Origin of the sequence: Sporofaciens sp. JLR.KK001 (assembly GCF_036941055.1) — a bacterium.
Lineage (GTDB): Bacteria > Bacillota > Clostridia > Lachnospirales > Lachnospiraceae > Sporofaciens.
In genome coordinates this window covers 2,782,287-2,802,418 of record NZ_JAYMNO010000001.1, presented here as the reverse complement: position 1 = coordinate 2,802,418, position 20,132 = coordinate 2,782,287, and the positions used below count along the sequence as shown (strand labels likewise).

Annotated in this window: 18 protein-coding genes and 1 pseudogene; 3 read left to right on the top strand and 16 right to left on the bottom strand. The window is 45.8% G+C overall.

The features are described from left to right. Nucleotide 1: 1 nt before the first annotated feature. The 7 genes from VSQ62_RS14495 to VSQ62_RS14465 form a co-directional block, all read right to left on the bottom strand. Nucleotides 2-2,944: a penicillin-binding transpeptidase domain-containing protein gene (locus VSQ62_RS14495; protein ID WP_334635538.1), complete on the bottom strand. Its 2,943-nt coding sequence runs from the start codon at nucleotides 2,942-2,944 to the stop codon at nucleotides 2-4. Beyond that, on the bottom strand, nucleotides 2,937-3,455 hold the full coding sequence (gene mreD, locus VSQ62_RS14490) for a rod shape-determining protein MreD (protein WP_334635537.1): 519 nt from the start codon (nucleotides 3,453-3,455) through the stop codon (nucleotides 2,937-2,939). The genes VSQ62_RS14495 and mreD overlap by 8 nt, the downstream gene beginning before the upstream one ends. 3 nt (nucleotides 3,456-3,458) lie before the next feature. Continuing rightward, entirely contained in the window at nucleotides 3,459-4,334 is an 876-nt protein-coding gene (gene mreC / locus VSQ62_RS14485) for a rod shape-determining protein MreC (RefSeq protein WP_334635536.1), read from the bottom strand. A gap of 2 nt (nucleotides 4,335-4,336) precedes the next feature. Beyond that, a complete protein-coding gene (locus tag VSQ62_RS14480; RefSeq protein ID WP_334635535.1) occupies nucleotides 4,337-5,359 on the bottom strand; it encodes a rod shape-determining protein in 1,023 nt (340 codons plus the stop codon). A 4-nt stretch (nucleotides 5,360-5,363) separates the two neighbouring features. After that, nucleotides 5,364-6,068 carry a RadC family protein gene (gene radC / locus VSQ62_RS14475; protein ID WP_334635534.1) on the bottom strand — a complete coding sequence of 235 codons (705 nt, stop codon included), beginning with the start codon at nucleotides 6,066-6,068 and terminating at the stop codon, nucleotides 5,364-5,366. Between the two features lie 35 nt (nucleotides 6,069-6,103). Further along, nucleotides 6,104-6,364 carry a DUF4321 domain-containing protein gene (locus VSQ62_RS14470; protein WP_334635533.1) on the bottom strand — a complete coding sequence of 87 codons (261 nt, stop codon included), beginning with the start codon at nucleotides 6,362-6,364 and terminating at the stop codon, nucleotides 6,104-6,106. Nucleotides 6,365-6,490: 126 nt separating this feature from the next. After that, nucleotides 6,491-8,248 (bottom strand): NAD(P)/FAD-dependent oxidoreductase, encoded by a 1,758-nt coding sequence (locus VSQ62_RS14465; RefSeq protein WP_334635532.1) that lies wholly within the window; start codon nucleotides 8,246-8,248, stop codon nucleotides 6,491-6,493. A 183-nt stretch (nucleotides 8,249-8,431) separates the two neighbouring features. Between VSQ62_RS14465 and VSQ62_RS14460 the strand changes: the two genes are divergently transcribed. Continuing rightward, complete coding sequence (locus VSQ62_RS14460) at nucleotides 8,432-9,019, top strand: pentapeptide repeat-containing protein (RefSeq protein ID WP_334635531.1); 588 nt, start codon at nucleotides 8,432-8,434, stop codon at nucleotides 9,017-9,019. Between the two features lie 48 nt (nucleotides 9,020-9,067). On the opposite strand, the gene VSQ62_RS14455 is transcribed toward VSQ62_RS14460, so the two are convergent. After that, nucleotides 9,068-10,669: an AAA family ATPase gene (locus VSQ62_RS14455; RefSeq protein WP_334635530.1), complete on the bottom strand. Its 1,602-nt coding sequence runs from the start codon at nucleotides 10,667-10,669 to the stop codon at nucleotides 9,068-9,070. A 267-nt stretch (nucleotides 10,670-10,936) separates the two neighbouring features. Here VSQ62_RS14455 and VSQ62_RS14450 point away from each other — a divergent pair, with 267 nt between their 5' ends. Next, nucleotides 10,937-12,409 carry a transposase gene (locus tag VSQ62_RS14450; RefSeq protein WP_334635529.1) on the top strand — a complete coding sequence of 491 codons (1,473 nt, stop codon included), beginning with the start codon at nucleotides 10,937-10,939 and terminating at the stop codon, nucleotides 12,407-12,409. Between the two features lie 183 nt (nucleotides 12,410-12,592). On the opposite strand, the gene VSQ62_RS14445 is transcribed toward VSQ62_RS14450, so the two are convergent. Both VSQ62_RS14445 and VSQ62_RS14440 read right to left on the bottom strand, forming a co-directional pair. After that, on the bottom strand, nucleotides 12,593-13,114 hold the full coding sequence (locus VSQ62_RS14445; RefSeq protein ID WP_334635528.1) for a hypothetical protein: 522 nt from the start codon (nucleotides 13,112-13,114) through the stop codon (nucleotides 12,593-12,595). Between the two features lie 4 nt (nucleotides 13,115-13,118). After that, complete coding sequence (locus tag VSQ62_RS14440) at nucleotides 13,119-14,717, bottom strand: AAA family ATPase (RefSeq protein WP_334635527.1); 1,599 nt, start codon at nucleotides 14,715-14,717, stop codon at nucleotides 13,119-13,121. A 328-nt stretch (nucleotides 14,718-15,045) separates the two neighbouring features. Between VSQ62_RS14440 and VSQ62_RS14435 the strand changes: the two genes are divergently transcribed. Further along, a complete protein-coding gene (locus VSQ62_RS14435) occupies nucleotides 15,046-15,522 on the top strand; it encodes a helix-turn-helix domain-containing protein (protein WP_334635526.1) in 477 nt (158 codons plus the stop codon). A gap of 84 nt (nucleotides 15,523-15,606) precedes the next feature. Here VSQ62_RS14435 and VSQ62_RS14430 read toward each other — a convergent pair whose 3' ends face one another. From VSQ62_RS14430 to VSQ62_RS14405, 6 genes and pseudogenes are all read right to left on the bottom strand, one after another. After that, nucleotides 15,607-16,140 (bottom strand): DUF1643 domain-containing protein, encoded by a 534-nt coding sequence (locus VSQ62_RS14430; RefSeq protein WP_334635525.1) that lies wholly within the window; start codon nucleotides 16,138-16,140, stop codon nucleotides 15,607-15,609. Nucleotides 16,141-16,444: 304 nt separating this feature from the next. Next, nucleotides 16,445-17,128 (bottom strand): zf-HC2 domain-containing protein, encoded by a 684-nt coding sequence (locus tag VSQ62_RS14425; protein WP_334635524.1) that lies wholly within the window; start codon nucleotides 17,126-17,128, stop codon nucleotides 16,445-16,447. Continuing rightward, the gene (locus VSQ62_RS14420; protein WP_334635523.1) at nucleotides 17,109-17,612 is read right to left on the bottom strand and encodes an RNA polymerase sigma factor; all 504 of its coding nucleotides are present in this window, start codon (nucleotides 17,610-17,612) and stop codon (nucleotides 17,109-17,111) included. The genes VSQ62_RS14425 and VSQ62_RS14420 overlap by 20 nt, the downstream gene beginning before the upstream one ends. Nucleotides 17,613-17,828: 216 nt before the next feature. After that, nucleotides 17,829-17,891: pseudogene (locus VSQ62_RS14415) on the bottom strand (helix-turn-helix domain-containing protein); the annotation flags it as partial. Nucleotides 17,892-17,911: 20 nt separating this feature from the next. Next, nucleotides 17,912-19,501, bottom strand: coding sequence for a GNAT family N-acetyltransferase (locus tag VSQ62_RS14410; RefSeq protein ID WP_334635522.1), 1,590 nt, complete (start codon nucleotides 19,499-19,501; stop codon nucleotides 17,912-17,914). A 79-nt stretch (nucleotides 19,502-19,580) separates the two neighbouring features. Next, nucleotides 19,581-20,063, bottom strand: coding sequence for a GNAT family N-acetyltransferase (locus tag VSQ62_RS14405; RefSeq protein ID WP_334635521.1), 483 nt, complete (start codon nucleotides 20,061-20,063; stop codon nucleotides 19,581-19,583). Between the last annotated feature and the right edge of the window lie 69 nt (nucleotides 20,064-20,132).

Below are 20,132 nucleotides of genomic sequence, written 5' to 3'. Positions count from 1 at the left end.
CTTAATCTCCTCCTGACTGTGATACCTTGATCTTAGCTGCTTTTCCGGTGATGATCTCCTCTGCCGGACGTATCTCATAATAGTATTCAAGTACAGCGTTCCCCACCTCGGCGGCAAATGTAGAACTGTATCCGTTCGCTATACGCGTTGCGAACGCCACCTCCGGGTTATCGCTGGGGGCAAATCCGACGAAAAGTCCGTGGTCCGGGTGCGTCTTACTCTGCTGTGCTGTTCCTGTCTTTCCAGACAGTTTTATATCACTCGCATTGAGATTCGGAAATAAATCTCCATGTTCGGAAACTACTACGCCTCTCATTCCTTCATGAACCGATGTCCAGGTAGAATCCGCAACATCTTTAACCGTATTGCGGACCTCCGGTTCATACTCCTTGATGGTTTTGCCGTTAACGGAAGCAACCCTGTCAAGCAGGCTTAATTTGAATACGGTCCCCTTGTTGGCGATCGCGGTAATATATCTTGCAAGCTGGCTTGTCGTATAATTGTTCGTCCCCTGTCCGATGGCAGACGGAACAGAAGAATCATCAGAGATCTGCGGATCCGATTCCGGTATCTCCAGTCCGGAAGTCTCTCCCAAGCCGAATTCCTCTGCATATTTCTTTAATTTCTCAAGACCCAGGGCGCTGGAATAATGTCTGGTTGTATTCTGCCCCTGCGAATTCTCGGAAGTATCCTGCGCCACCGCAGTTTCCTCAAGACTCAGACGGTATCCCACTTCATAGAAGAAACAGTTACAGGAATGCTGGATTGCGCCTGAGGCGTTCAGTCCTCCGTGTGCATTGGGATAGATCCAGCATCTCGGGGGCGGATCTACTTTCTCATAGAGTCCTCCGCAAGGCAGGTAAGTCCCCGTCTCGATCACGCCCTCCGTCAGACCGGCAACTGCCGACAGCGGCTTGTAAGTGGAACCCGGAGCCGTCTTCTCCTGGGTCGCATTATTATAAAACGGACGGGCCTGATCTGTCACCAGTTTGTTATAATAGTTTGAATCCATGGCATTGGCCAGGCGGTTATTATCGTAACCAGGATAGGATACACAGGCAAGGACTTCACCTGTACGGGTATCTGTCATCACAAGAGAGCCTGTACAAGGTTCTAATGCCAGCTGCCCCGGCGTGATATCAAGCGTCTCGATCTTGCCCCTGATGAAATCATAAGCGCCGAATTCACCGCTGTTCAGCCTGTTATACTGATCCTCGTCATATTCAAGGATACCCTGCTCATAGAGCATCATACAGATCTGCCGGCCGGTTATGGATCCTGTCTTGATCATATATTTGTATACCAGCTTATCAAAGCTGTTGTCAGAATCAAGATGATCCACAATATAAGCGATCATTCCCTGATAAAGTTCACTGGAATCAGAATAATCTCCGTCGGATGATACATATGAATTTAACAGGGAGGTATCTATCCAGTTCTGAGAGATCGCATAGTTCAGGTACGTATACACGTTGATGCTCTCGTCATCCCTCCATGCCTTGTAGGTGGCGTCGTTCCTGTCAACAGCGTCCGACATGATGATCTTCGTATTATTCGTCAGAAGATCTGAGACAATATACGTCAGATAAGCCTGATTCTCCCTCGCAAGTTCCCGGTATGCCCCGGCGTTCGGATCAGCCAGGAGCTCTGACAATTCGCCCAGAATTGCTGATTTCCTTGCTGTGAAAGCCCCGTTGACTTCCTTCTCCGCAGCCCCGGCATCCTCATCGCCAAAATGATTCATATCCAGCACGTCGTTGTTGATAAAGGTATGATAGACATCGCCGATTGGGATGATCACATCGCTTCCGTCCTCCACCTGCGTCCGGTCATAATCCAGCACACTCTGGATCTTGGACAGCAGGATACCTGCCAGTTCTTGTTCGATAATATGATAAGCCGCTTTCTGAAGGTTCGCATCTATGGTAAGATAGACGTCATTGCCGGCCTTGGGTTCCTTCTCGTTGACGGTCTCGATCACCTTCCCCACGCTGTTGACATACAGCTTGATCTCACCCTTCTTCCCCTGAAGATAAGAATCCATCGTCTTCTCAAGACCGGATTTGCCGATGATATCCGTCTTGGCCCGTTCTTTTTGTTCTTCCTTACTGAGAGCGTCATACTCTTCCTGGGAAATCTGCCCGATATAGCCGATGATGTTGGCAAAGCAATAACTGTCCGCATAGCGGCGCATGGATTCCTCTTCGATATTGACTCCCTGAAGATCATCCAGATTCTCCATAACATCGGCAACCGTCTCCTCGCTCACATCCTCGGCAATAGTAGTCGCAATATATTTCTGATAACCGTTCAGTGCGATAGCATAGCGGATATTCACAAGCTTCAGTACGTCTGCTTTCTCCATCTTCTTCTGGTCGATGCCGTAGCCGTTGATCTCATCGGTGCACAGATGCTTGATCAGCCCTTCCGCGGATATGTTCTGCTGCTTCTCGGTTAACTCTTCTATCGTCCGTTTCCCGTAAACATCCGCAATAAAACGAAGCCTCTGGGTATTATTCTCCGCCACATAGATATAATTGTTATTGTTATCAAGGATGATCCCAAAATTATTGATCACCGTGTCTCCGTTCGATTCTACCATCTGGATCACGCTTGAGACCACTCTGTTCAATTCCTTATTCTTATGGCTGATACTGTCATATTCACCGGTATCTTCTATGGTAACCGCGTAAGCCAGCTCATTGTAAGCCAGAAGATTCCCGTTGCGGTCATAGATATGGCCGCGGGTTCCCTGGACTTCCTTGGTCTTCTGTATCTGCAGCTTATAATCATCCAGATATTCCTGCCCTCTTACGATCTGCAGATAGAAGATCCTCTGAACGAGGACTGCGGATAAGGCACAGAATACAATGATCAGGACGAATATCCGCGATTGCAGGATATTGGACACAGTATTTTTGATCCGTTCCCATAAACTATACAAATTTGCTTGCACTCCTTTGTTCTTCTGCTTCCAGTTTCTTGTTAATGTGTAATATGATCTGATACAGTATCAGCGTCACCAGGATTGTATACACCAGCTCCGGCAGGATGATACCAAACAGATATGAGAAAAATGCAAAATCTCCCTGCAGCATATAGACACATGCATAGGTAGACAGGCCGTATACCAGCTCGCTGGCCCCGATCAGCACGATGGGAAGCTTGACGTCATCATCATAAAACATTCTCTTGAACGAACCGTTCATGTAACCGATCACAGCATATAAAAGCATATTGAAGCCTAATGCATTTCCCCAGAACAGATCTGCCAACAGTCCGGCAGAAAAGCCCACAAACATTCCTTCCTTCTTCCCGCGCATAAAACCAAAAGAAGAGGTCACGACGATCAGCAGGTTTGGTTTGACCGACGCAAAAGACAATCTGTGGAAAACCGAGCTTTCCAGCAAAAAACAGACCAGAATGATCAATAATGTGATAAGCTTTCTCTTCATGGGCTATTCTCCTTCACCCGCATCTTCGCCGCCTGTCATCTCCCGCTTCGTCGTCGTGATGACGAGAACCTCCTGAAGCTTGCTGAAATCAACCGCCGGCGTAATATAGCCGGAACGTGTGAGGTTATTGGCGTCTACGTCAATATCACTGACATATCCGATGAACAGCCCTTGAAGGAAACGGGAGCTGACATGAGAGGTCACAACCTGTTCCCCCGGCTCTACAACATTGTCATTATTCGGAAGCTTCTCGAAATGCAGCCTCCCGTCCGACATCAGTTCCAGATCTCCTCTGACCATACAGGTATCGGAGGTTGACAGCATCATAGCGCTTACATTGCTGGCATCGTCGATAATAGATCTTACCTGGGCATAATTGGGTCCTACTTCCGTGACGATCCCAACCAGGCCGCTGCCGGCAAGGACATTGGAATCTACCTTGACTCCGTCCAGGGTTCCCTTGTCGATTGTGAAAGTCGCAAACCAATTGCTGCCGTTATTGGCGATCACATGGGCGCCGATCTTCTCATAATCCGAGTAATTCTCGTCCAGCTTATATAATTCCCGTAACCTCTCAAGCTCATACTGCTCCTGCCGAAGCCGCGTATTGTCTGTGGTAAGCTCATCCACCTTGGACTGCAGCTTCTCATTCGCTTTCTTCATCTCATCCAGCGTCTCGAAATTATCCGATAAGTCGCTCATGAAACGACCCACGTAGCTGATCCCCTCCTGCATGGGGATCACCGTGTAACCGGCGATAAAACGCAACGGCCCGCCGCCGTCTGTGAACCGCTCTATCCCAAGCAGTATCACACAGACAACAGAGATGATGATCAGCCAGTATTTACTTGAAAAAGACGATTGACTCTTATTCTTCATACTTATCTCATCCACCTATAATTCTCATCGATCATGGAAAATGCGAATTTCCTCAGTTCCTTGGACTGAATGATCTTCTTAAGCCCGGATACTGCGCAGATATCCGGTTCCACGGAAGCGCGGGTCGTGATCCCGACCATCTCTTCCACATACATCTCAAGCCCGGCTGTGTGCGCAACACCCCCCGTAAGGAAGATCCCGTTCTCGTTGATGGCCTTGCGTACCTCAGGCGGCGTCCGGTCAAGCAGAGACTGGATCGCACCCACGCATTGGAGAAGCGGATCCTTCATGGCAAGCCTAACCAGATTGATGGAGATCCCCTTGCGCATAGGAACACCCGTGATCAGGTCGCGCCCTGCGGCAGTGAGCATGGACTCGATCTCACTGGTGAAGATCCCAAAGCTCTTGCGCAGAACCTCCGCCGTATGCCTTCCGATCAGGAAATCATGGCTGTGGCGCACCAGATTGATGATGGCCTGGTCGAAGGTGACGCCTCCGATCTTGAGCAGACGGTTCATGACCATACCGCCTCCGGCTATCACCGAGAGTTCCGTAGTCTCGCCGCCGAAATTCACGATAAACACGCCCTTGGTATTCTGCACATCCAGATTCAACCCTATGGCGTCAGCGATAGAACGCTCAACAATATTCACTTCCTTGGCCTTGGCCGTCGAATGGATGACCAGATCGAAGAACGCTTTCTTCTCCACTTCTGTCACATCCGTAGGGACGGCGACTACATACTCAGAACCTCTGGCAAACTGCCGGTCCTTCTTCAGCAGATTCTGCAGCAAAAACTGCATATCGTGGAATCTGGAGATAACGCCTTCCTTCATCGGGAACACAACCTCGATATTGGACGGCGACTTCTCGTACATCAGAAACGCATCGTCACCTACCGCAAAAATATCGCGTCCGTTCTTAAGCGCAATAACATCTTTCTCTTTCCATATGGTATCTCTCTTTTTATCATAAACCTTGATCTCATAGGAACCGAGATCAAGGCCGTATACATTCCTCGCCATCTGACTAGATCCTTTCTAATAGCATGCCCTCTTCCCGAAAACTCATATAACAATTATTGCCAATAATGATATGGTCTAACAATTCAATTCCGATCAGGCTGCCCGCGTCAAAAATCCTCTTGGTGATCAGCAGGTCGTCCCGGCTGGGAGTCGGGTCTCCGCTGGGATGGTTGTGTATAATAATAATGTACACCGCACTCTTCTGCAGCGCCTCTATAAAAAGTTCTCTCGGCGTGATCAAGGACGCGTTCACCGTTCCTTTGGAAATATCCGTCTCGCCGATCAGCCTTGACTTGGTATTCAGCATCAGAAGCTTCATCTGCTCCTGCTTCCCGTGACGCAGATCTTCCATATAATATCTGGCAATGGTTCCAGGCTCGGAAAAACATAAGGCTTCCTGGTAGGAGGCCTTGGAAAGACGCTTCGCCAGTTCCGAGATACAGGAAATCTGGATTGCCTTCACCTTGCCGATGCCCTTGATCGCCGTCAGCCGTTCCATGCTGAACTGATGGATACCTAAGATCCCGGTCTCCCCTGCATGATACAGGATTCTGCGTGCCAATGCAAGGGCATTCTCCCCGCGGGTGCCGGTACGGAGCAGAACAGCCAGAAGCTCCTCGTCACTTAAAGACGCCGCCCCTCTCCGTTCGCATTTCTCGTAAGGACGCTCCAATTCAGGTATCTCTTTGATAGTATTAGACTGATTCATCTTATCTTTGGATTCGTGCGACACTCGTATCAGATCTATAAGAAACGGTAAATAATGATAGCAAGGACCACGCCGATGATACTTGCAATCGTGATCTTGACTGACAGGCCGAACGTAAGCACCAGAATCCCCAAGTTCAATACGATGGGATTCTCCAGCCCAAAGGCCTGTCCATAACTAAGCCAGCTAAGCGCCGGAACTCCCTCTGCCAGCATACCGATGAAGCCTCCAAGTACGATTCCTGTTAACATAAACAGAAACAAAGCCCAGGCATTCTTGCTTCCTGTTCCTTTCATTATGTACTCCTCCTCGTTTTCTCTATCTAAAAAACTCAATACATTTTATCACATTTCAGAAACGGTGTATAGAGTTATCACATTAAAAATTTCTTAAGCTGTGTGACAATTGTCGAAAATGTAGAATTATTGTAACAGGGGAACGTACTCTCCTGCGATCGCCTGCGCGATCTTAAGTCCGTCCATCGCCGCAGACGTGATCCCTCCGGCGTACCCGGCGCCCTCCCCGCAAGGATAGAGCCCGCCAAGCCTGCTTTGAAGCGTATCATCCCGCAGGATCCGCACAGGGGACGAAGTCCGGCTCTCAACACCCGAGACGAGCGCATCCGGGCGCGCATAGCCGTGAAGACGGCGATCAAAAGAACGGATCCCCTCTTCTAAGGCGTCCGCCAGTTCCTCCGGGAAAATGTCTCTCACATTCCCCCATGTATAACCGCCTTTCATCTGCGGGAAGATCTCTCCGGGGCCTGTGGATGGATGATTGCTGCAGAAATCCCTGAATAACTGAACCGGAATCCTGCCGTTACCTGCCCGATAGGCGGCTTCCTCAAGCCTGCGCTGGAATTCAACCCCTGCAAGCGCAAGGGCTCTATCGCCTGCGCCGCCATGCGCCTCTGATGCAGGCGCATTCCCGCGGTCGGCCTGCTTTGCAGTAAAATGCACATAATCCTCGGGCGTGACCGTTACCACCACGGCGCTGTTGGCATTCACGCCGTCTCTTGCATGATAACTCATCCCGTTTACCGCGAGCCTCCCTTCCTCGGAAGATGCATTTACCACATAACCGCCCGGACACATACAGAAGGTGTACACTCCTCTGCCGCCTGGAAGGTTCGCTGTTAATTTGTAAGCGGCAGACGGAAGCGCCGGATCGTCCGCCGTCCCGTATTGCGCGAGATCGATCATCCTCTGCGGATGTTCCATGCGTACTCCCACGGCAAAGGACTTGGCTTCCATAGGGATGCCCCGGTCCGAAAGCATAGAAAATGTATCTCTGGCGCTGTGGCCGATAGCAAGGACGGCAACCTCTGTTTCAATTCGATCCTCGCCCGCCATAGATACTGCATCTTCCCGATCTAATGTCCTAGGACCGTATAATTTTCCATTGTTTCCAGAATGAAGCACGGAAAGTCCGCGTAGCTTTTCCTCATTTTTTTCTTTTATAGTAAGAATGTCCGTCACCTGGGTATGGAATCTCACTTCCCCGCCATGTTCCATAATGAATTCCCGCATATTTCTAACCACGTCTGCCAATATATCCGTTCCGATATGGGGCTTACTCTGATATAATATCTCCTTTGGCGCGCCGTTCTCCACGAATATCTCCAGAACCCTCGCGCCGCGGCCTTCGGGATCGTGGACCATGGTGTTGAGCTTCCCGTCCGAGAAGGTACCCGCGCCGCCCTCTCCGAACTGTACGTTGGAATCAGGATTTAACACCCCCGAAGCCCAGAACGCTTCTACATCTTTCATCCTCTCTTCAACGGACGCGCCCCGCTCCAGAAGGAGCGGACAGTACCCAAGACGTGCCAGCTCGTATCCGCAGAATAACCCCGCCGGGCCGGTCCCGATCACAACAGGCCGGTGATTCAGCACCCGTGTTCCCAAAGCCTCTGCGAAATATACCTTTTCCCTGGGATCAAACTGTATGTTGGAGGCCTTCTGTCTCTTCATGTGCTTCTTGATCTCCGATTCCTTCTTCACCGTCACATCTATGGTATAGACATAAGATAACTGCGGTTTCCTGCGCGCGTCCAGGGATTGCTTCCTGACCGTACAGGAAAGAAGCGCATCCTCCCGGATGCGCAGTGCCTTGCAGACCTTTGCCTTCAACTCTGCTTCTGTATGATGGATATCAAGTTTTAACTGGTTGATTCGTATCATAGATATTCCCTCTCAGATGGTATTCGATTGCAAGTTCATTATACCATTGTATCATCCCGCAACGCCTCTGCCAAGCCCGCACCGCCTTTTTGTGTCATAATAATATTGAAGTTAAATAGTATGTTGACATGATACTACGGCTTGTTTTATAATACAACGTGTTCTAGAAGGAGGTACAGATATATGCAGGTAACCTGCTATGAGGAACGGCTCATAAAAGACCAGAAATACCAGAGTATTACAGAAGAATATTGCAAATTCATTGACTGTAGCTTCGAGAATTGTTCGTTCGAAGATTGTACCATCAATCATTGTCACTTTGTTAACTGCAGCTTTTACAACTGTAATATCATCAGCTTGACTTCTCAATATTCCGAGATTAAAAATACGGTCTTCAAGAAATGCAATCTGATCGGGATACACAGTTGGAACGGTCTTCTTCCCGTTGGAAAATATACCTACGCAATCGAAAGAATCGAAGACTGCTGCTTAAAATATAACTCATTTATAGAGATGAATTTCAGAAAATTCGATTTTTCCGGCAATGTGATTCAGGAAAGTATATTTGAGGAGTGTGATTTGCAGGAAAGTAATTTTAGAAACTGCAGGTTAGAAGCTACGCAGTTTTTCAGATGCGATGTCCGCAAGGCAGATTTCAGGGAGGCGAAAGGTTATGTGATCGACATCCCTTCCAATAAGTTAAGACAGGCGAAGTTCTCCTTCCCCGAGGTGGTCAGTCTGTTGGATTCATTGGAGATAAAAATTGAATAATAAGCTTTTTTAAGCTCTTGATCGAGGATAAGGCTGGCTTTTGCAGCCTTATCCCCTTGTTGCATTTTTCTCTATTTTCTCAATCACACAGCTATGAGTCTTCGTCTTCCTGTCATAGCTGATCCCCGCAAGCAGCAGACTGCCCTCGTAATCCTTCAGCGCATCCACATAATTCTTATCCTTGATCTGTGCGATCGCCCCGGCAGCGGCTTTATCCCACTTAAGCTCGATGACTACAGCCGGCTTATCCATATGCACTTTGCGGGGAATCAGGCAGATATCCGCGAATCCCCTCCCGCTTGGCAGTTCCCGGATGATCGTATAATATTCCCGGGCAAAATAGAATGCAAGATTAATAGTACAGCTAAGAGAATTCTCATCATTATATTCAAGGATCGAGATCTCCTTGTGTGCCCGGTCGATGCCCTCCGCCACAGCTTCGCTGTCCATCTCCAACAGCGATTCTAAAAGCTTCCGGGAAGCTTCCACGGAACGGATCACTTCATGCCAGTCCATGGTACTGATCGCGTTCACATACTCCTGTGACACCTCTTTATTGGGAATCGCCACGGCTTCCTTCCTGCTGTCGTAAGTCAGATATCCCAGATGCACCAATAGCGTCAGAACATCATCCTTCGATGCGAAGGTTGTCATATCATTCTCGAAGGTTCCTGTGTTGATCTGGATCTCTTCTCTTGCCAGCATCCGGACTACCGCGTCTTTTAATCCGTCCATATCCATCTGGATATAGACCTTGAGCGCTTCATAGGTCTCCGTCCGGTTCCAGTAAGTCCCGAACCTGTGCCGGAGCATAGCCTCTACTACCGACTTGGGGTTATACATATAACGGCACAGATCCCCGTCTTTCGTATGTGTTACCAGTCTGTAGCCGTCATACCAGGCCTTCGTTTCCTCGAAACTCATCTCGTATCTTGCGCAGAGTTCCCGGACTTCATTCTCCGTGAATCCAAAATATTCGGCCAAGTCCCCTGAATCTGTCATCGAATACTCGGCGAACATATTTAACGCAGAGTGAGAACCATATTTCTTGATCGGCAGGATTCCCGTCATATAAGCCAGAGCCACATAGTCCTTATCCTTCAGCCATGCGCGAAGGAAATCAAGGTATTTCTTCTGAGAGTCCTTATCTTCCTGATATTCACGGAAAAGACAGTCCCACTCATCGATCAGAATGACGAATGGACGGCATGTATAAGCGAAAATATCCTGCATTGCAAACGACAGATTATCGCCATCCACATACTCCGGATATGCGTATTTTAAATCTGCAAGGACTCTCTTCTGTAACAATCGCAGCATCTCGTCCATTTCATTCGCCGCACTGAGAAAATCCTGCATATTAATCTTAACGACATCATATTGATTCAAGTGTTTTCTGTAAGTTTCTGTTCGGCTTATCATCAAATCATCAAACAAGTCTGCGGAATCTTCACTCCGTCCATAATAAGCAGACAGCATATCCGCCGTCATAGATTTGCCGAACCGTCTCGGACGGCTGACGCAGACAAACTTCTGCCTGGTATTCAGGACGGTGTTCATCTTCTCAATAAAGCCCGTTTTATCTACATAAATTGCAGAATTCAAACTCTCCTGAAATCCTTTGTTCCCGGGATTCAGATAACTGCCCATATGTCTCACCTCCATTACCATTACAGAGCAGTCTCGGAAACTCTTTAAGCCCGAATTTTCGCTCTTTTTTCATGTTCTTCTTTTTTGCTTTCCTCCATATCCCGGAAAACATTTTTGTTAAATTTTCAAAAAAGTATTGACATATAAGTCAAAATGTGCGGCGCGTTTGGTGACCATATACGCCAGTCACCAAACGCGCCCCTTGTAGTTAAGAAGCGTCTGTGCCACACGCACAGCATTAAACTAAACTACTAGGAGGTGCACTTTATGATCAAGTACTGGCAGTCCATGCAAGATTACAAGTACTTTCTCAACGAATCCAAAGTCCATTTCGATTCCTCTGAAAGAGTCCGGCTCCATACGGAGCTTTGGAAACCATGGCAGAAACTCCGCCTTTTCGATACCGATAAGGCCATGGAGTTCCTTCTGCCCTTTTACTCCAACACTGGCAGGCCCGCTAAGAACCAGCCACAAATCTTAAGGTCTTTTATCCTTTTCTTTCTTCTATTTTCAGAAGGTTTGGCCAAGCTATCCCTTACCCTTTGGGTCGACAGGCTCAAACATGACCGCCTCCTTGCCGCTCTCATCGGCTGCACTACGGATTCCCTGCCGCCCCTCGGTTCTTATTTTGACTTCATGGACAGGCTCTGGACTGCACCGCCAACGGACTTATATGCGCGGGACAAACTGCTTCCGGCTTCCTGGAACACCAAAAAGCCGGATAAGCCCAAAGGCAAAAAACAGAAAGCACAGGAGGCAAAGCCCAAAATCACAGAATCTATCGAAAAACGGCTCATGAGCGGGAAGGATATCCCTTTTAACTTTGAAGGGCGGCTGCAGCGCTTCTTCTATCACGTGGCTGTCCTGCCTTCCATGGAATCCGGTCTCATACCAAGGGAACACCTTACGGTTTCCGGAGACGGCACCGCCGTGCATACCCATGCCTGCCCACGCGGGCACCACAGGGTTGGCGCACCGGAAAACCTGCGGCATTTCCCCGACCCCGATGCTTCCTGGGGCTGGGACAGCGACCTGGAAAAATATTACTTCGGCTACACTTTGTTCCAATTATCCTGCTATAACAGTGAACTCAGGACAGATCTCCCCCTGCTTCTGCGTTTTACCAGCGCAAAGCGTCATGATTCGGTCAATTTCCTTGTCGCTTTCCATGAACTGGAAAAACATATGCCGGCTGTTTCCACCTCGAATATGTGCCTGGATTCTGCAATGGACAATTACCCCACCTACCGGATCCTTAAAAGCAGGGGAATACGGGCCTTCATCGACCTGAACGACAAATGCGGCCGGCCAAAAACAATTCCTGATACCATCACCATTGACAAAGATGGAACGCCCTTATGTCAGGAAAAACTGCGCATGAAGCCTAACGGTTATGACAGATCCAGCGGTTACCTCATGTGGCGCTGCCCCTATGGGAAAGATCACTGTTCCAAATGTAAAAACTCCTGCACCGATTCCAAATATGGGAGAGTCGTCAAAACCCGGCCCGAATGGGATATCCGGCTTTACACCGACGTCCCCCGCGGCACAGATGCTTATAAGAAGATTTATAATCAACGCACCGCCACGGAACGTATCAACAACCGCATCCTCAATGATTACGGACTGCACCGTATGTTCATACACACAAAGGAGCATTATTCTTTCATGACAACCATGATTGGAATCTGCATCCATCTGGATGCCCGCTATAAACAGCAGGTGCAGGCAGTGGCATAAACCAAGTTTCCTGCTTCTGGATTCTTTCAGGCCTGTTTTCCGACAGGTTTTAAAGTCATGCACATTTTTATTCTTTATGCTCTCTGGACTGCTCAAGCCCCATAATCATCCATCCCTTATCCCTCTCATTTCTGAAACTCAACCCTTTCCTGCTTATTCTCTATTGAGTTTCCGAGAGTGCTCTTACAGATATTTATTATATTTCCCTTTGGGAAATGGCTGTTCCAAACCTAAAACTTTGGGCCATAATCCTGAATCATCAATAATAAACCCCATTATCATCCCCATATGGCTGTGCAAATGCCTGAACTGTGCTAATATCAAGGTAAATTTACAATATTTACAATTCGGAGGATAATCTAATAACTCATCATCCGTCAATCCAGATAAATACAACGTTATCTTCTCTTCAATATCAGAAAAATAAGATGCTATTTCTTTTTTCGAAAGTTTTTTGTATGAAACTTTATCCAAATTATTCAAATTTGGTTCATGTATAAGAGGTTCTCGAAAATTATTATCATTTGGATTAATATACCATAAATCCAATGAATGCAACATATGATAGACATGTTTCCAACATGGCATATCACAATACTTTTTATCCCATATTTCGTCGGGAACACATTCTATCACATTTTTCACTTCCCATAGAGCCCTCTTTGTCTGTTCTGTAATAATTTCAGTAAGGGTATGCTGTTCCATTCTGTCATCTTCCTTTCTCTACCGCTTCAATCACACAGCTATGAGTCTTCGTCTTCCTGTCATAGCTGATCCCCGCAAGCAGCAGACTGCCCTCGTAATCCTTCAGCGCATCCACATAATTCTTATCCTTGATCTCTGCGATCGCCCCGGCAGCGGCTTTATCCCACTTAAGCTCGATGACTACAGCCGGCTTATCCATATGCACTTTGCGCGGGATCAGGCAGATATCTGCGAATCCCCTCCCGCTTGGCAGTTCCCGGATGATCGTATAATATTCCCGGGCAAAACAGAACGCAAGATTAATGGTACAGCTCAGAGAATTCTCATCATTATATTTAAGGATCGAGATCTCCTTGTGTGCCCGGTCGATGCCCTCCGCCACAGCTTCGCTGTCCATCTCCAACAGCGATTCTAAAAGCTTCCGGGAAGCTTCCACGGAACGGATCACCTCACGCCAGTCCATGGTACTGATCGCGTTCACATACTCCTGTGACACCTCTTTATTGGGAATCGCCACGGCTTCCTCCCTGCTGTCGTAAGTCAGATATCCCAGATGTACCAATAGCGTCAGAACATCATCCTTCGATGCGAAGGTTGTCATATCATTCTCGAAGGTTCCTGTGTTGATCTGGATCTCTTCTCTTGCCAGCATCCGGACTACCGCGTCTTTTAATCCGTCCATATCCATCTGGATATAGATCTTGAGCGCTTCATAGGTCTCCGTCCGGTTCCAGTAGGTGCCGAACTTGTGCCGGAGCATGGCTTCTACTACCGACTTGGGGTTATACATATAACGGCATAGATCCCCGTCCTTCGTATGTGTTACCAGTCTGTAGCCGTCATACCAGGCCTTCGTTTCCTCGAAACTCATCTCGTATCTTGCGCAAAGTTCCCGGACTTCAATCTCCGTGAATCCAAAATATTCGGCCAAGTCCCCTGAATCTGTCATCGAATACTCGGTGAACATATTCAGCGCAGAATGAGAACCATATTTCTTGATCGGCAGGATTCCCGTCATATAAGCCAGAGCCACATAGTCCTTATCCTTCAGCCATGCGCGAAGGAAATCAAGGTATTTCTTCTGAGAGTCCTTATCTTCCTGATATTCACGGAAAAGACAGTCCCACTCATCGATCAGAATGACAAATGGACGCTTTGTCTTGGCAAAAATATCCTTCATTACTTGAATCAAATTCTGCTCATCTCTGAAACGAATCTCTGCAAAATACTCTATAAGATCAAAAATAAGATACCGTGAAAGCATGGACAGCATTTCATCCATATGATGTGTTGCACTCAAGAACTCTTGCATATTAATCTTAACGACATCATATTGATTCAAGTGTTTTCTATAAGTTTCTGTTCGGCTTATCATCAAATCATCAAACAAGTCTGCAGAATCTTCACTCCGTCCATAATAAGCAGACAGCATATCCGCCGTCATAGATTTGCCAAACCGTCTCGGACGGCTGACGCAGATAAACTTCTGCCGGGTATTCAAGACGGCGTTCATCTTCTCAATAAAGCCCGTTTTATCTACATAAATTGCAGAATTCAAACTTTCCTGAAATCCTTTGTTCCCGGGATTCAGATAACTGCCCATACGTCTCACCTCCATTACTCCAGATACAAATTCTCACGAATCCTCATAAGTATCAGGTCAATTCCCCGAATACTGGTCACACGAAATTTTTCCTCTAAAAGATCCTTATTCCCATGAACAACGCACCAGACAGGCTTGCATACACATTCAGCAGTTGCCGCAGAGTCTTTGTCTGTCTTCATTATACTGCATTTATCTGGGAAATGGAATACAGCAACTAATAATTGCTATTTTGCACTTATCAAACTCTTTCTTCTTGTTCCGGTATGCTTTATAATAACAGTCAAAGCTCCCGTTGCGTCTGCGGGAGTACGGGAGGAGAATCTTCATGAATACAAAGATAATATCAAGATATTTACAATTATTGCGCAAAACCAATCACTATACTCAGGATGATCTGGCAGCAAGATTGGACATATCCAGACAGGCAATATCAAAATGGGAAACGGGAACGGCAATTCCTGATATAGAGATCTTATTAGAGCTTTCCAAAATATACGGCGTTACAATCAATGATCTATTGGAACCGAAGATACAGCCGCAAAAAATTACAGATTTTGAGCAGATATCATCCATCCCGAAAAATGAGTTAAGAGAAATTCTGGAACAGATCGATATCCGCTCGCTTACAATCGCGCTCATGGGTGCATCACCCAAGCTGAATCATCTGATAGAAAAATTATTTCCAGACATTGACTTCGGCGGAATGCGTCATGCGATTGGAAGAATCCGGATTGAAGTAGTTGAAAATATGCAGAATGAAATTATTTCCTTGATTAATCTGCAATACTACGTTTGTATATAAACCTTCCCCATATCTGTATATGGGGAAGGAAATCACTGCGGGAAGCCAGAAGTCTGGAAAGAAGGACTCCGCGGGATTTCGTTGCTATATGGACAATGGAATCAGGTCACTTTCATACAACTTGAAACCTTTAACCCGATACAAAGGGTGTACCGGTATTCCGTCAATAACCGAATACCACTTGCAATTATTAACCGATGCAATTTTTTTAATATCGTTCAAGCAATTACACAAGTATGGCCGCACACCAATTAAAGTTCCCCATGCAGCCCAGAGTTTTAAATCTCCTTTTTTAAGCACCTTGTCAATCACTTCCAAATTTTTTTGGTGCAACGATTGGTCTAACGTGATATGAAGGTGCTTAGGGTCTGTGGCTCTTTGAGGGTAGACGTTCAGCATAATCCAGCTATCATATCCATGTTTATAAGCGTATCTCTCTACCCGCTGTAAAGTAGCATCGGGCTTCAAAGGCTCTGCTGTGCTGGTGTTGATTCCGAAGCATACAAGTGGATTGTCGCCCGTAACTCCAAGAACGAAACGAGCAGTATTACCTTCATCGATTTCATAAATCCAATCATCATCATTGTATTTCTTTAGCCACTTTAGTTCTCGTTCCATAAATAAAGTGCCCCCTCGCTCATTTCGCTATCTCGCTAATATTAAGTCAAAGACCTCGCGGTAGTCGTCAAATGTGCATGCAAACATGCCCGCTTGGCTCGTTCTTCTTTTCTCTTTTGCGCTGATTCTTGATTCAAATATTCTGCCGAAAACAAATCTTCATATGCCTGCATCCATGCTTCTGCAGGTATCTTTCCGATAATATCTGCATGTGTTTTTTAATATATTTTCAATGAATTTCTTCTATCTTATCATAAAACATCCTTAATAGACAATATGAATTATCGAATCTCAGATCTTTCCCCTACCTGCTCCAAATCACTTCCGACCTCTCTATCATATATTCGGAATCCCATTCTTTTGGCGGCGTAGAATCATTGCAAGAATCCAGATAAGAACCTAGATCAAATTCCGCATAATAGATCCTGTCAAGCTCTGGCCAATCTCCCAAACCAACGATTCCGCTGTCATCCTGAAACTTCTTAAATATCGATTCGATATATTTGGACCAGAGCGTTTCATAATAGCCAAAGATCATCACATCCTGTTCTTCCCCGTCTATTACCGCCATTGTATGCACAATGACCGAACCGGCAAGATTATCTCCGTGATAGCTGGCGTAGATCTGTCCGTCTTCTTCCCTGATCCGGATCTTCGTGCTGTCATACGGAATAAAGGAACTCTTCATAGTCATAAGAGCATATATCCCTATCATAACTGCAATAGCCGCCGCGACTGACAGGATCGAGACGAGGACCTTCTTTCTTAAGAATCGGCCTTTCAGCTTTTTCACTACTTCTGCATCAGAAAGCTTGATAACCCTGTTCGTTGGCAAAGTAATATTACGCCCTAAAATATCGGCTTCCGTCCTGCAGGCATCACAAGTCTCCAGATGCTCTTCTACCAGCTCTTTTGTATCATCACTGACAACTTCATCCAGATATAACGGAAGAATATCCCTGATTATGTTACAACTGATCTTTTTCATTTTCCATCGCCTCCATATACTCATATATCCTCTTTTTCGCTCGATAATATGTAGCCCTGGCCCATCCGGAGCTCTTTCCAAAAAGCATGCCTATTCTGTCAAAGGACAGCTCACCGAACACCCGCAGACTGAATACTTCCTTGTATGGCTCATCCATAGAATGAAGGAATTGGTGGATACAGAAGGCACTTTCTTCATCTGCTAATTGTTCTGCAAAATCGACCTGCACATCCGCCGTACTCTCCGTTAATTCCCTGTCTGCATAGATCTTCTGACGTTTGCAGTAGGTATAATATGTATTCCTCGCAATTGTAAAGAGCCATGCCCGTATATCCCTGGAACCGTCGAAGGTGTCGATCGCCTTAAGCGCTTTCACGAATGTCTCCTGCGTTACGTCTTCCGCAACATTCTCACTGGCACACAGACTGCATAAATACAAAAAGACATCTCTGAAATAAGTCTGATAAATGTCTCCAAACTCCACCCTCTTCACCTCCTTCACTCTATTAACTACTGAAACTGAAAAATGTTACAAAAATAATAATATAAATCGAAAAACTCCATCAAACCAGAAAGTAGATGGAGTTCTCTTATATTCTTACTGCTTTTTACTTAATTTGCTGACACATATAAAGATCACAATAGCAGTCGCAATCAGCAATTCTGCGAAAATTACCGACGGAATTACCTGGCCGCTCTCCTATTTTGAAATAGACTGCCTCGAAACATTCAGTTTTTCGGCTAACTGCTCCTGTGTCAGATCGTTCGCCTTCCGTGCAGTTTCTAATCATTTTTACGATGATGAGCCAACTCAACAAGATACTCCGTTGTTCCTTCCTCATATTTTCTCTCACCGGTAAGAGAAAAACCATGCCTTTGATAGAACATAATCGCTCTGGTATTTTTCTCCAACGCCCACAGATGATCCCCATGGAGTTCCTTGATCGCATACTCCATAAGCCTGCCTCCCACTCCTTTGCTTTGGAAAAAGGTATCAACGTATAATTTGCAGATCTCAGTTTCATTCATCTGAATAAATCCTCTTATTATCCCGTCATCAAATACATAGATATTATTGATTATCTCCCCATTCCTAAAATAATTATCGATCAATGGAACAACCTGTAATTCACCGAACGAAAATCCCTCATCTTTAAATATCGGGAAGAAATTCATCCTGTTATTAAAAACAAATATCTCAGCTATCCTTGATAAATCTTCTGTTCTTGCTTTTCTTATACTCATGCTGTAACTCCTTATAACGGATTTCTTTCCCTCACTTCCTTTGTTTATATCACTGTTCTGCTCTTCATAATTTGACAAGAATCTATTATACAAACGGATCTCAAATATCCTGTTTGCAATCTGTACCATAGAATTATGAACTTCTAGAAAACCAAACATCCTTGCATTTCTGACAATAGGATCGTCTGCATCATATGCAATGGACTGACCTTGAAAAAGATGACGTGAGATGACGGCTTTCAATTCCGGAAATTGATACAGTTTGTTTATCAATGAATCAAACAAAGGGTTATTTTCTTCCAATAGCATCTTTACCGCAGACAAGCATCCCGCCTTTGTCCATATATTGCTTCTATCTTCCGATCCCGTCGCCCTTGCAATCCGTTCATCCATTAATTTACAGAGCCGTGACACCAGATAAGGATAACCAGATGTATAGTCATAGAGTAGGTTCGCAATCTCAGCCAGATCCATGCCGGTATGATGGTCCATCTCATATTGCTCAAGCATTCCAACGATATCTTTACTTGAAAAACTCATATCCACAAGGAAATCTGCCGCAACATTCCATGGACTATTTTCCTTATAGATTTCTTCTGGACGAATCTTTCCTCTGATACTGCGCACATCATAGACTCCTGCAAGAATTACGGACTGGAATGTGCGTATTCTTCTTCTCTTCAAATAGCATGCCCTAAGCTGTGCCAGAAAATCGACAAACACTTGATTATTTGCAGCAGTATCTACCTCATCAATAATCAGGACAATTCTCTTTTCAGACTCTTTGCACCAGCTCTTCATAACTTTGAAAAGTGCTTGAAGCGAATTAATCTGCGCTGATCGATCTGCAAAAGCTGAAAGTTTCTCTTCAATACCCTCCGAAAATTCATCGACCAGATCCAACAATTCTTCTGAAAAAGCTGCAACAAACGACTGCTCACTTTCAAACGCCAGAGAACTCATAGTCTGAAAATCCAAGTACACGACCTCATATTCATCCTTCAAATAATCTGTCAGGGCAAATAATATCGTAGTCTTGCCATATTGTCTGGCACGATTAACCGTAAAATACTTTTCGGTATCTATCATATCTTTTATTTCTTCTAAGCGGCTAGATATATCAACCATATAATGTAACTCCGGATCACAATATCCATCTGAATTAAACGTCTTATTCATTCTCATCACAACCTTAAAATCTGAATCTTTACAATTCCATCTTCATATAGATGGACGCATCCATCGGACTGTCATTATAGCTGTCTATCTCATAAAACCCATATTTCCTGTAAAGGCGGACCGCACTCTCAAGGAACGGCAGTGTATCCAACAGCATATAAGAATATCCGATCTTCCGCGCATCTTCTATGATCCGCCGGATCAACTGATTCCCGATACGTTTACCGCGAAACTCCGGTCTTACATACAACCGCTTCATCTCACAATTCTCTCCGTCAATCTTCCTTAACCCGATACATCCGGCCAATTTCTCATCATAATATGCCAGGTACAGCCGGCCGTCAGGCTGTCCGTATTTATCTTCCAGATGCTCTAACTCCCCGTCGTAATTCTGAATATCAAGATACTCCTGAAAGGCCGGATCACCGGCGATTAACATCTGCGTATATTCTGTAAAAAGCTGCTCCACTTCCGGCACATGCCCATAAGCAGGGATTAATCTTAACCCCATTTCCTTCACCTCTATGTTATCCAATTATACCATACTTTTTCAGGAAACAAAGCTTCTTCTTGTAAAATA

What these genes read in the sequence shown, in the direction of transcription:
- VSQ62_RS14480 (WP_334635535.1), bottom strand. Translation starts at nt 5,359, where the DNA reads ATGGCGAGGAATGTATACGGCCTTGATCTCGGTTCCTATGAGATCAAG.
- VSQ62_RS14455 (WP_334635530.1), bottom strand. Translation starts at nt 10,669, where the DNA reads ATGGGCAGTTATCTGAATCCCGGGAACAAAGGATTTCAGGAGAGTTTG.
- VSQ62_RS14435 (WP_334635526.1), top strand. Translation starts at nt 15,046, where the DNA reads ATGAATACAAAGATAATATCAAGATATTTACAATTATTGCGCAAAACC.
- VSQ62_RS14405 (WP_334635521.1), bottom strand. Translation starts at nt 20,063, where the DNA reads ATGGGGTTAAGATTAATCCCTGCTTATGGGCATGTGCCGGAAGTGGAG.
- VSQ62_RS14440 (WP_334635527.1), bottom strand. Translation starts at nt 14,717, where the DNA reads ATGGGCAGTTATCTGAATCCCGGGAACAAAGGATTTCAGGAAAGTTTG.
- mreD (WP_334635537.1), bottom strand. Translation starts at nt 3,455, where the DNA reads ATGAAGAGAAAGCTTATCACATTATTGATCATTCTGGTCTGTTTTTTG.
- VSQ62_RS14410 (WP_334635522.1), bottom strand. Translation starts at nt 19,501, where the DNA reads ATGGTTGATATATCTAGCCGCTTAGAAGAAATAAAAGATATGATAGAT.
- VSQ62_RS14445 (WP_334635528.1), bottom strand. Translation starts at nt 13,114, where the DNA reads ATGGAACAGCATACCCTTACTGAAATTATTACAGAACAGACAAAGAGG.
- VSQ62_RS14460 (WP_334635531.1), top strand. Translation starts at nt 8,432, where the DNA reads ATGCAGGTAACCTGCTATGAGGAACGGCTCATAAAAGACCAGAAATAC.
- VSQ62_RS14470 (WP_334635533.1), bottom strand. Translation starts at nt 6,364, where the DNA reads ATGAAAGGAACAGGAAGCAAGAATGCCTGGGCTTTGTTTCTGTTTATG.
- VSQ62_RS14450 (WP_334635529.1), top strand. Translation starts at nt 10,937, where the DNA reads ATGATCAAGTACTGGCAGTCCATGCAAGATTACAAGTACTTTCTCAAC.
- mreC (WP_334635536.1), bottom strand. Translation starts at nt 4,334, where the DNA reads ATGAAGAATAAGAGTCAATCGTCTTTTTCAAGTAAATACTGGCTGATC.
- VSQ62_RS14430 (WP_334635525.1), bottom strand. Translation starts at nt 16,140, where the DNA reads ATGGAACGAGAACTAAAGTGGCTAAAGAAATACAATGATGATGATTGG.
- radC (WP_334635534.1), bottom strand. Translation starts at nt 6,068, where the DNA reads ATGAATCAGTCTAATACTATCAAAGAGATACCTGAATTGGAGCGTCCT.
- VSQ62_RS14465 (WP_334635532.1), bottom strand. Translation starts at nt 8,248, where the DNA reads ATGATACGAATCAACCAGTTAAAACTTGATATCCATCATACAGAAGCA.
- VSQ62_RS14425 (WP_334635524.1), bottom strand. Translation starts at nt 17,128, where the DNA reads ATGAAAAAGATCAGTTGTAACATAATCAGGGATATTCTTCCGTTATAT.